Annotated in this window: 13 protein-coding genes; 5 read left to right on the forward strand and 8 right to left on the reverse strand. The window is 52.0% G+C overall.

Going from position 1 to position 13,069, the window contains the following annotated elements; genetic code table 11:
- Positions 1-4: 4 nt before the first annotated feature.
- A complete protein-coding gene (locus tag EFA69_RS04385; protein ID WP_123131863.1) occupies positions 5-337 on the reverse strand; it encodes a hypothetical protein in 333 nt (110 codons plus the stop codon).
- Positions 338-647: 310 nt separating this feature from the next.
- A complete protein-coding gene (locus EFA69_RS04390) occupies positions 648-869 on the reverse strand; it encodes a hypothetical protein (RefSeq protein ID WP_123131864.1) in 222 nt (73 codons plus the stop codon).
- 525 nt (positions 870-1,394) lie between these two features.
- Here EFA69_RS04390 and EFA69_RS04395 point away from each other — a divergent pair.
- Entirely contained in the window at positions 1,395-2,267 is an 873-nt protein-coding gene (locus EFA69_RS04395) for a manganese catalase family protein (protein ID WP_123131865.1), read from the forward strand.
- A gap of 49 nt (positions 2,268-2,316) precedes the next feature.
- Here EFA69_RS04395 and EFA69_RS04400 read toward each other — a convergent pair whose 3' ends face one another.
- The 3 genes from EFA69_RS04400 to EFA69_RS04415 all read right to left on the reverse strand — a co-directional run bounded on the left by EFA69_RS04400 (position 2,317) and on the right by EFA69_RS04415 (position 4,820).
- Positions 2,317-2,703: a DUF6960 family protein gene (locus tag EFA69_RS04400; RefSeq protein WP_123131866.1), complete on the reverse strand. Its 387-nt coding sequence runs from the start codon at positions 2,701-2,703 to the stop codon at positions 2,317-2,319.
- A 38-nt stretch (positions 2,704-2,741) separates the two neighbouring features.
- Complete coding sequence (locus EFA69_RS04405) at positions 2,742-3,890, reverse strand: ribonuclease D (protein ID WP_123131867.1); 1,149 nt, start codon at positions 3,888-3,890, stop codon at positions 2,742-2,744.
- Positions 3,891-4,109: 219 nt separating this feature from the next.
- A complete protein-coding gene (locus tag EFA69_RS04415; RefSeq protein WP_123131869.1) occupies positions 4,110-4,820 on the reverse strand; it encodes an SIMPL domain-containing protein in 711 nt (236 codons plus the stop codon).
- Positions 4,821-4,977: 157 nt separating this feature from the next.
- On the opposite strand from EFA69_RS04415, the gene EFA69_RS04420 reads away from it, so the two are divergent.
- The 3 genes from EFA69_RS04420 (at position 4,978) to EFA69_RS04430 (ending at position 7,163) form a co-directional block, all read left to right on the forward strand.
- Entirely contained in the window at positions 4,978-5,988 is a 1,011-nt protein-coding gene (locus tag EFA69_RS04420) for a hypothetical protein (RefSeq protein ID WP_123131870.1), read from the forward strand.
- Between the two features lie 300 nt (positions 5,989-6,288).
- Entirely contained in the window at positions 6,289-6,480 is a 192-nt protein-coding gene (locus tag EFA69_RS04425; protein ID WP_123131871.1) for a hypothetical protein, read from the forward strand.
- 26 nt (positions 6,481-6,506) lie between these two features.
- Entirely contained in the window at positions 6,507-7,163 is a 657-nt protein-coding gene (locus EFA69_RS04430; protein WP_123131872.1) for a PRC-barrel domain-containing protein, read from the forward strand.
- Positions 7,164-7,283: 120 nt separating this feature from the next.
- On the opposite strand, the gene EFA69_RS04435 is transcribed toward EFA69_RS04430, so the two are convergent.
- Together EFA69_RS04435 and EFA69_RS04440 are read right to left on the reverse strand one after the other, a co-directional pair.
- Positions 7,284-8,381: an MBL fold metallo-hydrolase gene (locus tag EFA69_RS04435; RefSeq protein ID WP_245964493.1), complete on the reverse strand. Its 1,098-nt coding sequence runs from the start codon at positions 8,379-8,381 to the stop codon at positions 7,284-7,286.
- Between the two features lie 18 nt (positions 8,382-8,399).
- Complete coding sequence (locus EFA69_RS04440; protein ID WP_148041257.1) at positions 8,400-8,645, reverse strand: hypothetical protein; 246 nt, start codon at positions 8,643-8,645, stop codon at positions 8,400-8,402.
- 257 nt (positions 8,646-8,902) lie between these two features.
- Here EFA69_RS04440 and EFA69_RS04445 point away from each other — a divergent pair, with 257 nt between their 5' ends.
- Positions 8,903-9,163 (forward strand): hypothetical protein, encoded by a 261-nt coding sequence (locus tag EFA69_RS04445; protein ID WP_123131874.1) that lies wholly within the window; start codon positions 8,903-8,905, stop codon positions 9,161-9,163.
- An 88-nt stretch (positions 9,164-9,251) separates the two neighbouring features.
- On the opposite strand, the gene EFA69_RS04450 is transcribed toward EFA69_RS04445, so the two are convergent.
- Complete coding sequence (locus tag EFA69_RS04450) at positions 9,252-12,806, reverse strand: BamA/TamA family outer membrane protein (protein ID WP_183906692.1); 3,555 nt, start codon at positions 12,804-12,806, stop codon at positions 9,252-9,254.
- Between the last annotated feature and the right edge of the window lie 263 nt (positions 12,807-13,069).

Here is a 13,069-nt window from a genome sequence, read left to right on the forward strand (position 1 = left end):
TTTGTTAAATGAAAGGAAGGTCCTTGCTCTCAAAGGAGAAGGCTGCGTCAGAGTTTTTATCCAAAGGCTTGGAAACCCATTCAAGGGCAGAGTCTACATCTTCAAAGTATTGTAACTCAAACGGGAAAGATGCGTGAAGGGTATAGACTAAATGGTTGAAATTCAATTGGCTGGCGCCTAACGTAGATTCCAAGATTGCCACTTTGGCCATAGATGAATGTATGAGAATGGGCAAAATCTCATCTATGAGCCAGTCTTGGTCGTGCGGATGCAGGCTTCTCAGCTTGCTTACATTGTAAATGCCCGCTTTAAAGTGCTCATTTTTAACAATCTCCAATGCAGATAAAACCGTTTGCCTAAAAACTGAGCTGGGTACATATCCTTCACATATGATATGCACTACATGCAGGTCCGCATCTACATATACACTAGTATACGGTAAGGTTTGACAAGCTAATTTCACGAGGCAAGGTTTGTCTATGGTTGAGGAGCGGGGGGCTACAAATATAATTCTATTTGTTTAATTATATCATTATCTCAAAAAAAAATAGAATAATTTTAAAGATCTGTTTGCTGATTAAAAAAGCCTGCCTGTAAAGCTTTTGCTTTACAGGCAGGCTTCAATACAAGTATTTCTAAAGAACCTTTTATTGGTTTTCTACTTTATCTGCCACTCCATCCTTGACTGGCTCATCTTCTACTGTGATAGTATCTGTAGGGGCAAGGGCTGAGTCAGCAGTTGTTTCTATCTCCTCTGCGGCAGATTCTGCTGCGTTTTCTACATTCTGGGCTGTTTTTGACTCACAGGAAGCAAATCCGAAGGCTACAGCTAAGACAATAGCGGCTAATATTTTAGGTGCTTTTTTCATAGTAGTGGTGTTTTTGGTTCACAGACAAGGATATACGGTAAATACAGATATTAGATTAAGGACTTGCCATACGCTCAGAGCATATTTGCCAACACAAGGAGACTGTCCTCTGGTTTGGCAAATATAGAATTGTAACTATTTGGATGATGCGCGCTTAGCTCTGATTCAGATAGTCTAATTTTTACGCCAAATTTTATGGGATATGCCCCTAATGAAGCAGGCGTAATTAATGCGGGATTGTAAGGTCACAGTACGTCTGCTACTGCATTTTTCCTTCCTCATTAGTCTTAAAACAGAGTTAGAGCTGACGTGATATAAATACTGATTTTTAGATTAATTCTACAGCCTGAAAATGTGTAATTAGAAATTACTTCATTGTAAATGGTTAATAATGAGTAGTATATATTTAGTAGTATGTTTATATATTATTGAATAAAAATAATTTTTTTATCAATAGATAATCGTCCGGAAAACATTTTTCATCGTTTAGAAAGTGAAATTATTGTTTCATTCAAACAAAATAATATGTTTTACCACGATCGTAGATTACAGTATAAGGTAAGGGTAGATAAACCCAATCCAGCGTTTGCTAAAATGCTGCAACAAGCCATTGGCGGAGTGGAGGGAGAAATCAGGGTATGTTTGCAGTACCTGTTCCAGGCATGGGGAAACAGAGGCCCAGTAAAATATAAAAACATGCTTCTGGAAACCGGTACCGAAGAAATTGGCCATATTGAAATGCTGGCCACCGCGGTAGCCCTTAACCTGGAAGGTGCCACCAATTCCTTAAAAGATGAAATTGTTGGCAAAAACCCTTTGGTGGGCGCCATTATGGGTGGTATGGACCCGCGTCACTTCCTCTCTACTGGTTTGGCAGCCATGCCTTCAGACAGTAATGGTGTGCCGTTCAATGGATCTTGGGTAATAGCCACGGGTAACATTGCCGCAGACATGATGGCAAACGTGCATGCAGAGGCCAGTGGCCGTGTGTTGGCTACCCGCCTGTGGGAAGCCACCGATGACCCTGGTATGAAAGACATGCTGGCCTTCCTGATAGCCCGTGATGCCATGCACCAAAACCAATGGCTAGCCGTGATTGAGGAGCTAGGAGGCCTTAAGCAGCAACTTCCAATTCCAAACAGCTTCCCGCAGAGCGAAGAAGTACAGGGCTTCAACTACTCGTTTGTTACCACTAACATTTACAAAGACCAGGAGTCATACGGCCGCTGGGCAGAAGGACCTTCCATTGACGGGAAAGGTACTTTCCAGATGGTGCCAGGTGAGCCAATGGGCGACATTCCTATTTTGCCGCCACCTGCTCCTGAAGGACATGCCCAAGTTGAGCAAATGACCGGCGCAGCGGGCGGATTGATGGATAAAATCAAAGATGCCTTATAAGAGAAGCAATAAAGAAAAAGCCTTCCTTCAGAAATGAAGGAAGGCTTTTTTATGCGGCTTGTAATTGCGCTAGCCGGTACACCCCATCCAGCTTTTGTTTCCCTACCCTAAGACCGAAGAGCGGGGCGTCTTCAGATACATTCCAGAAGATATCGGTAATCTCGGCAACGGGGCCGGAGGGTTGGTTAGCCGGTTTTACCCATTCGCCAAAAGTGAAGGGCAGCCAGGAGATGGCGGTGAACAGGTCTGGGCGCACTTTAAACTCTTCATCGGCGTAGCGCAGGAGCAGCCAGCCGTTGATCTCACTTACTTTCTCAAACACTTTATTATGGGGTTCCAGTTGTTCGAACTCCCGTCGGTTAGCCGGATGGATATGCGCGTAGCCATACCCCGGAAACCACGAGTACAACCCGAACTCAAGACTTTTCTTAGGCATTTTAAATGTGATTTCTGTTTCTGTGTGACAGCATAACCTTACAGGGTTACCTGTAGTTCCTGGGCGGTGGCCAGTACAATCTCCCGGGCATATTTCTTGGAGATAACCACCTCGCCAGTTTGGCTGTAGTGAGTAATAATGCTTTGGTCCAGCAGCATGGGAGTGGCATAAGCGCCATAGCGTTCTATCAACTCTCTTTGCACAATACAGAGCTGTTCCCGCCGGGCTTCGGTCTCCGGGGTTTTCAGCCGGGGTGGAAACGGGTTGGGCGGCAGCCGGTTTGGGATCTGGCGCTTCTTCGCTTCTTTCAGCGAGCCATTGACAATACGCTCTAGCTGCTCTGCATAACGATCTTGCTGTAGCCGCCCGTTAATGCCTTTGGTGTGGTGCAGCCACTCATTAACGCTTTGCTCCGGGTCATTGAGAAGTTGCATCAAAGCATTGGTATTGATCACCTGCCCGGCCGGTATGTTCCATTTCTGCGCCAGTTGGTCTCTAAAGTCATAGACGGGCTTTAGCACGAACTGCTGCAGAAAAGTAAGCCGCTGCGGAAACTTGATCTTTAAATGTGGGTCTTCCTGCTCTGTATAGGTAATGGCCTCCAGCAACTGGTCTTCTTCCTGCAGCCAGTGCAGGCGGCCCAGTTCCTGTATCTTAGAAACCATGGTGTTCTTAAGCTCGTGCAGGTACAGAACATCTTGGGCAGCATACTCCAGTTGCCGCCTAGACAGGGGGCGCTGGTTCCAGTTGCTCATCTGCTGAGACTTGTCCAGGCGCAGGCCCAGTTCTTCTTCCAGCAAAGTGCCCAGGGCGGCTTTGGCGTAGTTGAGAATCTTAGCGGCTACGGCCGTGTCTACCAGAGACCTTACCTGGCACCCCAACATGCTGAGCAGCATCAGGTCATTGTTAGCATGGTGGAAGATCTTGGTGATGCCAGGATTTTCCAGCACATCCCACAGGGGTTGCAGGTCGTCTATGGGAAAAGGGTCTATGATAAAGCAGGTGTGTCCGTCTGAGATCTGGATGAGGCACAGCGTAAACCCATAGGTATAATGGTGCTGGTCAAATTCCAAGTCCAAAGCTAATTCGGGCTGCTGGCTTAAATGGGAAACAGCTTGTTGCAGCGCCTCACTGGTCTCCACCACGTGCACAGGTCTTCCCTCCAGAGTAAATGCAGGTTCCTTCATAATCTTCCAAAGATACCAAAAAACAGAATAGTTGCTTGACGGCTAACTACTGTTCGGCGTTGCCGTTTAGGGGCTATTTTCTGAAAAACAGGCGCTAAACGGAAGAATTTGCTGCAAACAGGCAAAAAGGCACCAAAAGAAAACTCCGCGGGGAAGAGAAGCCAGTTTAACTTCTCTTCCCCGCGGAGTTCCTGCATCTATAAAAAATAAGGTTATGGTTTACTCCAGAATAAAGCTTACCTCAACGGTAGAGGTGATCAGCAGCTCGCCTAGCGCCAAGGTGTTTCCTCCGCCGTCCATGGCTGCTTCTTGCCGAACCATCATGCTCTTGTACATAATGGGCCCCGGGGCGTTGCTGCCACCTTCATTGATCTGGTAAGGTCTGCCCACTTTAGCGCCTAATTCAGAGGCAAGGGAAACGGCCTTTTGGCGGGCTTCCTGCACTGCTTTTTTGCGGGCTTCTTCCTGGTGCTTCTTAAGTTGAGTGCTCTGGTAGCTGATGCCGTCTACCCGGTTGGCCCCGGCATTGTAAAGCCCAGACATGAGCTCGTCATATTTGTTCAGCTTGGTAAGAGTCACTGAGATAGAGCGGGTAGCCATGTAAGATTGAGGCGTGGTCTGGCCATACTCCCCAGAGTAAATGGGCTGAATAGAAAGATAGGCCGTCTGCACGTGCTTGTCTTCCACCCCGTTTTTCTTCAGGTAGCTGATGAGGGCGGTAGTGCGCTTATCAGCCTCGCGCCGGGCTTCCTCCAAGGTCTTCGCTCTGATCTCAACCCCCGTCTGGAACGTGATCTGGTCTGGTGTTGCCCGTACCTCACCCACACCGGAGGTAGTAACCAAAGGGGGCAAGGCGTTCTGCTGGGCCTGGGCAGAAGAAACAAAGAAAGACAGTAAAAAGGCAGAGGCGAAAGCGAGTGCGGTTTTCATAGCGGTTATTGATTTGTGTTTCTGCTGCCGTTGCAAGTTCCATGCCGGGTTTTGCCACGCGCTGGTTTAACGGGTGCCACCAAAGCAAAGGTAGGCCCTAAGCCACGTAAATGTGTACCTTTGCCGCGTAATTTTAGCTTCGGTTTCCCGTATTCTTATGCAGCAGCACCTAACCATTTTTGATCCGTTTGATGAGATGCGCTTTGGCCACCATATCTGTTTCTCCTGTGGCACCACCATTACCCAGGATCAGCAGACGCCGGTTTTCCCGGCTTGGCTTATGGAAAAATACGGCTTTGGGCAGGAACTTCTGCGCATGCTGGACCAGAGCATTATCGCTTACCAGGACCTGAAAATCCCGTGCTGCCACCAATGCCAGACCCAGGTGCTGGATCCGCTGGAGGAAAAAGTGCGGCAGGCGCTTAGCCAAGGAGTGACAGGACTCAGGGGGCTGGAAGAAAAAGTGCTTTTTCAGTGGCTGGGGAAAATGTTCTACGGAACTCTGGTAACCGAGCTCATCAAAGAACAGAACCCTTTGGTGCGGCCAGAATATGCGGTGAGCGAGCAGCCCAAGATGTTGCTCAAGTTTCAGTCCTTCTTTAGAGTGCTGCAGTCCATACGAGTGCCCATAGAGTTCTCAGATTTCCTGCCTTGCTCGCTCTTCATCATAGACGTAGACGCTTCCGCGGAGCCTCTGAGGTTTGAGTTCAGGGATGAGTTGTCTACCATGATGTTCAGCGTAAGGATAGACAATGCGCTTGTTGTGTGCTGCCTGCTGGACAACGGCATGATCAAACAGTCATTGCGGCGCGTTTGGGACATCATAGAGCCCCGGCAGTTGCAGCCTATCCAGGCTGCCGAGTTCAGTGCCCGTGTCTTCTACGCCGCTTATCTGCTCAACGTAGTGCCAGATTACCTGCTTAGGCCGGTAAAGCCCCAGGACGATCACTTGGTCATGGATACGCTCATTGATGATGTCACCAACGTGATCTTCAATCCCTGGCAGCACACGTCTTATGCCAAGTTGCTGGCCACCGTTTGGGCCAAATGGGGCATTACGCAGGAAGACATTCTGCGCGATCCGGCAGAGCCCCTCAGCATGCTCTTCAGCCCCGAGGGTGAGTTCATAGAGTTTCCTAAGATTCCGGGGGAGCAGGCGGGGAATTAACATCCGTATTACATAGTACAGGTACCAGCGCCGTTTAGGGGCCGTTTTTCCAAAAACAGCCCCTAAACGGCGCTGCTGCGTTAGAAGCGCCTGTGCAGGCGGCAACGGGAACCATGGCGGCTTGCCAACTTCGGCTTAAATTATTGCTCCTGTATTCACCTGTCGCAGCCAAGGGTAGCGGTCTTGGGGCGGTGCGGTTTGTGCGTACTGGCAGAGGAACCCGCTGGGTATAAACCTCTGTAGAAAAGCTTCGTACGCAAGTAAGTGGCGCTGCCGCATTGACCTAACCTAACTAAAACTATGGCCGAAATCAATATTGAACCAAAAAAGCGCTCTGGCTGGAGCTGGATAATAGTGCTGCTCATCCTGCTGCTGGTGGGCTGGATTCTGTACAAATATGTCTTTGAATCTAAAGGCGGAAACCCAGCCACCACGGGCGCACCCACCAACGGAATGGTAATACCAATTGCCCCCGTGTTCCTGTCCCATTAATCAGTCTCCCTTAACGCAAAACCAACATGACCTATAAATCAAACGATGGGCTGCCCCGGCTTGCCCCTTTGCATGACCTGAAAGATTTTAAAGTAGCCGACCGAAACCTGGATGTGAGAGGTTGGGAAGTGATCGGCTCAGACGGGAAACGCTTGGGTAAAGTAGATGACCTCATTGTGGACCGCGAACTGATGAAGGTGCGCTACCTGGACGTAGACGTAGATAAAAACCATATTTTGCCAGACACCGATGCCCGCCATATTCTGGTGCCCATTGGTGCCGCGCAGCTAGATGATGACGGTGACCAGGTGTTTGTGACCATGGACCAAGCTTCCCTGTCCCGTTTCCCGTTCTACAGAGGCGGGGCCGTAGACGCAGACTATGAGTATCGGGTGATGCACGCCGTTACCAGCCCCGGGCAAGCGTATACGCAGCAATCTGCGGCGGCCACCACTTCGCCCAACGCTGACTTCTACAGCCGCGAGCAGTTTGATGAGAACCGCTTCTACAGCAACCGGCAGCAGCGTCAGCAGACGCAGGACAACTATCAGTCACCAATCATGGGCAATAGTCCCATCCAGGAAGATATTGCCACTATTGAGCGTCTTCGGCAGATGCTGGAGCAGGGTACCATCACCCATGATGAGTTCACCGCCTTAAAGCGGAAGGCAATTGGCCTATAAACGCTGCGTTTAGGAGCTCTTTTTCCAAAAACGGGCCCTAAACGCAACACCAATGCCCATAAAAAGGGAGAGGGCGCACAGATCATCTGCGCGCCCTCTCCCTTTTTGCTTTATGCCAGCCTACGGATAATTGTTGGTAACAGTAAGGGCTGGGTTGAGGGAGTCTGAAGAATAGTCTTTCTCTGGCTCAGAGGGTGTGTGGTGTGAAGTATTACCAGCCGCATAACCTGGCCACGTTCTCTTAACGCGGGAATACGTTCTGCTTTTGCGCCGTTTGGTCAAAGCATAGGTAGCCAAACCAGCCAGCGCAACCAAACCCGCGGTGGCCAACACTTTAGGTACGGTATTGTTTACCGCGGGGGGCAATTGTACCACTCCGTGCCGGTCTGTGATGGCGGGTTCCGGGACATACCTGCCTTTGCTGGGAATGGCCAATTGGTCAAACAGCCGCGCCAGGTCAGACAGGCCTTGCGTGAGTTCTGAGCCTTGCATGGGCAGCCCGTGGCCACTGGCGGCAATGGCAGGATGCAGCTCCGCCAGCTTGCGCACCGATGCCCGGGCCGCTTCCCAGTCTGGGGTGAAATACGCGGGCGGGCCGCAGATCTCCTGCTTCTGAGTGAGTACCGCCAAGGCGGATTCTGGTTTGCGGGTCACAAAGGCATCGCCTACCAGCAACACCCGGTCATGCTCCCGGAAGAACGAAACGTGCCCCGGCGAGTGGCCCGGCGTTTCCAGCCATTTCCACTCCGGCAGAAACGGCACAGAACCGTCTGAGGGCAGCAGCTCCAGCCTCCCTTTAAAGGTGATAGGCTTCTTTGGGTACATGAACGAAAGGTAAGCCATACCGCCGCCGCCCACGCTGGAGTCTGGCGGCGGATAGCTGGAAAGTCCGGTCAGGTAAGGCAACTCCAGCGGGTGGGCGTACACCGGCACCTGCCAGATGTCGGCTAGGGTTTGCAGGGCGCCTACGTGGTCAAAGTGGCCGTGGGTGAGCAAGATGGCTTTGGGCGGATTGCCTTTGCCAAACTTGTCCTCGGCGGCTTTTCTGATTCTATCGGCGGAGCCGTACAGGCCTGCATCTATGAGCACCCAGGATTTGTCTGGATTCTCTACGTAATACAGGTTCACGAAAACAATTTCCATGCCCATGACACCTGGTGCCACCTTAAAGCAGGAGTGCTGCTTTTGCCGCAGGAGGTTGCTTAACTGATCTTGCATAGTCTCTAGCAGTCTGGATTAACTATCCATACGGCCAAACACGCTCATCTCATCGCCGGAGTCGTGGCGGGAGTTTTTCTCTCCGTCAGCGGTGCTGCCACCCTGGCCTCCCTGGCTGTTGCCCGGTTGCTGGCCGCCTTGCTGGAAGCTCGCTTTGTCATTGGTACCGGCACCGGGCTCTTCTGGTGTTTGCTTCAGGTCACCGGCCGTTTCTTTTCCCTGGGGCAGTTTTTCTTTCTCGTTATACTTATTGTCGTTTTCCATGGTGTAGTATGGTTTATAGTTCAAAAAGAAATAAATGCCAGCTAAACCGGCTTGTGTTTGTACGAACAGAAGGGAAAGAGGGTGTCTCTGAGAATGGAAATTATACGGAGCAGTTGGAATTTTAGAAAATGCTGCGTATACTAGTCATGCTAATACCCGGCAAAGCGTGTGAAGGAAACAGAGGGGTTGGTCACCAGCGAAGAAAGAAGACACACGCGCCGCCGGAATTTTTCTCACCTGTTTATAGTTAACAAGACATGGTAAATCTGATCTATCCACCTAGCTATATGGCGGTATATGCCAAGTGTATTGACGCCACTTTGCCCAGCTTTGATCCTGAGGAATGGATTGAAGAAGGACACGTGTATATTGTAAAACACTTTACGGAGCCTCTCAACCAAGAGGAAGGAATGGCAGTGACCATCATTGATGAGGCAGGGGAAGAGATTCACCCATCGCCTTCGCACTGGAGCTTTTCCTCTAACCGGTTTGAACTGTTCTCTATTTTCCTGAACTAAGCGTTTTAAGGCTTTTTTGAGAAAAAGAGCCCCTAAACAGAAAGGGCTGGCCATATGGCCAGCCCTTTCTGTTTTTAAGAGGTGTTGGTTAGAACTGGAACCCGGCTCTAATCAAGAGCAGGCTTTCTTCCTGTGAGGCCGCGTAGCCCACAGAGATCACCACCTGGTTCAGCGGCGACAGCCATACCCCGCCACCGTAGCCGGTGTGCCATTTGTTGGAGTCTTCATTGTCCATCCAGACACGGCCTACGTCATGGAACCCGAACACGCCCAATGAGGCTGGGAACAGGTACGTAGTGAAGCTGAACAGACGCAAGCGGGCCTCGGTGTTGTTGTAGAGGCTGGTCTGCCCACTGAACCGGTTGCGGCGGTAACCGCGCAGGGTGGTGGGGCCGTCCAGTGTCTGGGCCTGGAAGAACTCAAAACCGTCGCCAAAGGTGTGGCCGCCGCCAAAGCGGGTAGCCAGGGTCAGTTTCAGCGGTATCCGGAGGGTTTTGTACACCGCGAACTGCGTATGCACCCGGGCCACGTCTGAGGATTGCTGGTTTGTTCCTTTCAACAAGTCTGCGGCAACTTGCCAATAAACCCCTTTGGCCGGTAAGGCCGGTAAATCTCTGGAGTCTAACACATACTCAATGCGGGCACCGGCATAGGAAGTGGGCTCAAAATAATCTGCGGCCCGTTCTGTGTTGGCCAGCTGGCGTTCCAGAAACCTTTCGGGCGTGCGTTCTACGTTCACCGTCTGGAAGACCGGACCCACAAAGAGCGTTTCATAGTCGCTGAGCTTGCGGCCCACCAGCAGGTTGGCGTAAAGCTGCGATGACCGGTACCGGTAATTTTCTATGTCAATGTCTGGGTTGTAGGCTGTCTCATTGCCCAGCCCGAAGAAGTTCTGCTCAAAGCCGGGGCTCTTGAAATTCACGTTCAGTTTCAGGTCCAGCCCCATTCTAAGCTGCGGGAAGTGCGCCGCGTAGTCCACCAGAAAAGACTGAGTGTTGAAGGCGTAAGAACCCACCAGACGCTGCATCATGCCGTACGGCTCTTTCTGGAAGCCCTGCGTCTTGAGCAGTACTCCGGCACCCAGCAAGACACCGTCATCGCGGTTGAACTCAATAGAGGCCAGCGGCCCCAGGTAATTGTATCGGAAGCTTTGCCGGTTGTATTCCACTGGTCCGCGGCGCGAAAGATTTCGGGCTTCAGGGCCTAATTGGAATTGGGTGCCTTTGGGATCATCATAGACATACGTGAGGCGGCGGAGGCCAACCACGCTGGAACTGTCCGTGATTCTGTCTTCGCCCTGACCGCCAATGATGCGCAAGCGTATGCCGTCTGCGGCCTGGCCCTGTACGCTGAATTCATCGGCACCGCCCAAACCGTACAACCTAATCTCACGGGTCTCATTTGGGAGGAAACGGCGTCTGTACAGCTGGTTTTCTGGCGAGGCATCTGCGCCTTTTTTGTAAATGGTAACCAACGTAGCCCCACCGGGTTCACGCTGCACCTCAAACCGTTCTTCCTGGTCTGTACCAACCACGTCTACCTTCTGGGCCAGAAACTCATAGTATTCCTCGGCATCACGTTTGATGTAGGCCCGGCGGGCTTTCAAGGTGTTGGCCAAACGCTCCCCGGAAATCTGGTAGATCTCCGGTGGCAATTGCCGAACGGCTTCTTCAATGGCTTCATCGGTTAGGCCGGCCCGCACAGAGTCTGCCATGGCAATCCAGTCTTCGCGCTCCAATTCCGTGAGGAAAGAGCGGTCAAAGTAGCGGTTGTTGAAGTTGAAGCCTTTGATGTCACGGAGGCTTTCATCAAAGCCCTGCACCTTGGGCAGAATCCAGCGGCGGCTGGCAATATTAGGAATCACCCCCTGGTTCACGAAGAACGCCTGGTCACGGTCGCGGGGCACGGGTTTGTAGATTTTACCCTTGCCTTCTTTCTTGAACTCGGCCCAGCGCCATTGGTCATCGTGGCGGTCCCAGTCGGCAATGAAGAAGTCCAGGAGGCGGGCCCGCAGCACGCTCCGTTGGTCTACTTCATCGTTCTGGTCTTCCAGCGTGTTTTCCAGCACTTTGTCGGTGCCCACCAGGTTCTTGGAATTCCCGAAGCTGGCAATGTCTGACATGTCTTCATCGGGTCGTTCCTCAAACAAGCCAATGGTATTGGCGAAGCCTTTCAGATATTTCCCAAACCTGGGGTCTTCCGGAATTACAAAGTACTTAGGGTTGGTATGGTATACGCCCACGGCATCGGCTAATCTGGGGACTACCAGGGAACCGTACGGGTGGGAGGCCGAGATCTGGTCTTTCACCACGTCGGCGGCCAGGGTATGGCGCAGGATGCGGGGGAGCGCCGCATCTGGGTACTTCTCCACAGACCGCAAGGCATACTGCCGGCCGGTGCTGTCTTCCAGGCGCAGAGAAACCGTCTGGAACCCGCCGCCACGCTGTACTACTTTAAGCCCGCCCTGCTGCGCGCCAATATCAAAGACCGGTAAAGAAACCGGGGTTTCCCACTCTGGGCGGTAGTTGCGGCCCAGCAGCCATTCCCTGAAGCCGCTGCCCTTGTATACCTGGCTGGCGGGCAACGCCGATTTTTGGCCTGCAAACGAAAGGTTCATCTTTTTGATGCTGGCCTCCATCTGCTTGGTGGTGGGCTTGCGCGAAAGTAGCGCTCTGTGGGCTACTTGTCCCTGGCGGCTCTGCGCGTCTGGCGCCGTCCAGATTTCTAGCCAGGTTTCGCCGTTGGCGAAGTACAGTAGCTTGGCAAACCCGGCGGTGGCTTGGGAAAACACAGGAGCGGCGCCCTTGGAGTTTTTTAATTTGTTTAAACCAAAACCGGTGCTCACGTAGTGGATGCTGTCCTGCGTACGGTGCGAGAGGGCGGCAGAGTTTCCTTCGGCGTGCACCAGGCCTTTGTGCTGGGCATACATCTGGGAAAGCTGACGCACCATGATCCGATGTTCCAGACTGCTCATTTCCGGCGACACGCTCATGGCCACCAGCAGGTTTTTGTCTTCGTTGCTGCGCAGCACATCATCTAAGGCCGCCAGCGTAGCGGTTCCGCCGGTGGTAGGGCAGCCGCGCTGTTCCTCTTCCTCGTCCATGCGGCGGTTAGGCATGAGCCACTGGGTGTCCATGATGAGCAGGTGCACATCGTCGGTGAGGGCTATCTCAGAGGGGCCGGGGCAGTGGTTTTCCGGCAGGAACAGTTTCTCGTTCTGCAGGTACTGGGCTATGTAGCGCTCCTGGTTTCTAACTTCCTGCACCAGACTTCCTTTGGCGTCATGCTCGCCGGGCAAAATAATGATCTTGCCGCTGTAGCCCTGCAAATGACCCAGTTGTCGCTGTAGTTGGCTTTCCAGCTCTTTGCGGTTGGCGGCAGAAACGCCGGGCAGCCTGGCCGGCTGGAACGGATTGCCCATAAACACCACCGCGCTCTTGTCTCCGGCAGCTCTCAGTTGTTCCTGCAGCAGAGGTAAAGGTGCGGCCGTGCTTTCTCCCGGCGACCACCTGCCCGCCAGTACTACGGTATAGGAAGGCGCACCAGACGGTAGGGAAGGCAGTTGTGCCCAGGCTGGGACCGCGCAGCATGCCCAGACGCAGACTTGCAATAGGATTACCCTTAAGGGTAAAGTTTTTTTCATGTTCATTTTTAATAAGGTACTGGCAGCCTCTGCCTGTTTAGGGGCTCTTTTTTGAGAAACAGGCCCAAAACAGAATGAGGTTAACGTGGAAAAGCTGACCTTGTAAGGTTCGTTTGCGGCTGTTTACGCAGTTTGGGTAGCATAAGGTTAATTGTATCTTCGGGTTTTCTGCGCGGCGGCTGCGCTTGTTGGGGCACCGGAGAAAAATAGGCCTGAAATGGAATAGATAGTACCTGCCTTTTGTTCTGCCAACAGAGAACCTT

The organism is Rufibacter immobilis (assembly GCF_003721565.1).
Taxonomy (GTDB): domain Bacteria; phylum Bacteroidota; class Bacteroidia; order Cytophagales; family Hymenobacteraceae; genus Nibribacter; species Nibribacter immobilis.

Coding starts and splice junctions, on each gene's coding strand:
- EFA69_RS04390 (WP_123131864.1), bottom strand. CDS start 869: ATGAAAAAAGCACCTAAAATATTAGCCGCTATTGTCTTAGCTGTAGCC.
- EFA69_RS04395 (WP_123131865.1), top strand. CDS start 1,395: ATGTTTTACCACGATCGTAGATTACAGTATAAGGTAAGGGTAGATAAA.
- EFA69_RS04400 (WP_123131866.1), bottom strand. CDS start 2,703: ATGCCTAAGAAAAGTCTTGAGTTCGGGTTGTACTCGTGGTTTCCGGGG.
- EFA69_RS04405 (WP_123131867.1), bottom strand. CDS start 3,890: ATGAAGGAACCTGCATTTACTCTGGAGGGAAGACCTGTGCACGTGGTG.
- EFA69_RS04415 (WP_123131869.1), bottom strand. CDS start 4,820: ATGAAAACCGCACTCGCTTTCGCCTCTGCCTTTTTACTGTCTTTCTTT.
- EFA69_RS04420 (WP_123131870.1), top strand. CDS start 4,978: ATGCAGCAGCACCTAACCATTTTTGATCCGTTTGATGAGATGCGCTTT.
- EFA69_RS04425 (WP_123131871.1), top strand. CDS start 6,289: ATGGCCGAAATCAATATTGAACCAAAAAAGCGCTCTGGCTGGAGCTGG.
- EFA69_RS04430 (WP_123131872.1), top strand. CDS start 6,507: ATGACCTATAAATCAAACGATGGGCTGCCCCGGCTTGCCCCTTTGCAT.
- EFA69_RS04435 (WP_245964493.1), bottom strand. CDS start 8,381: ATGCAAGATCAGTTAAGCAACCTCCTGCGGCAAAAGCAGCACTCCTGC.
- EFA69_RS04440 (WP_148041257.1), bottom strand. CDS start 8,645: ATGGAAAACGACAATAAGTATAACGAGAAAGAAAAACTGCCCCAGGGA.
- EFA69_RS04445 (WP_123131874.1), top strand. CDS start 8,903: ATGGTAAATCTGATCTATCCACCTAGCTATATGGCGGTATATGCCAAG.
- EFA69_RS04450 (WP_183906692.1), bottom strand. CDS start 12,806: ATGAAAAAAACTTTACCCTTAAGGGTAATCCTATTGCAAGTCTGCGTC.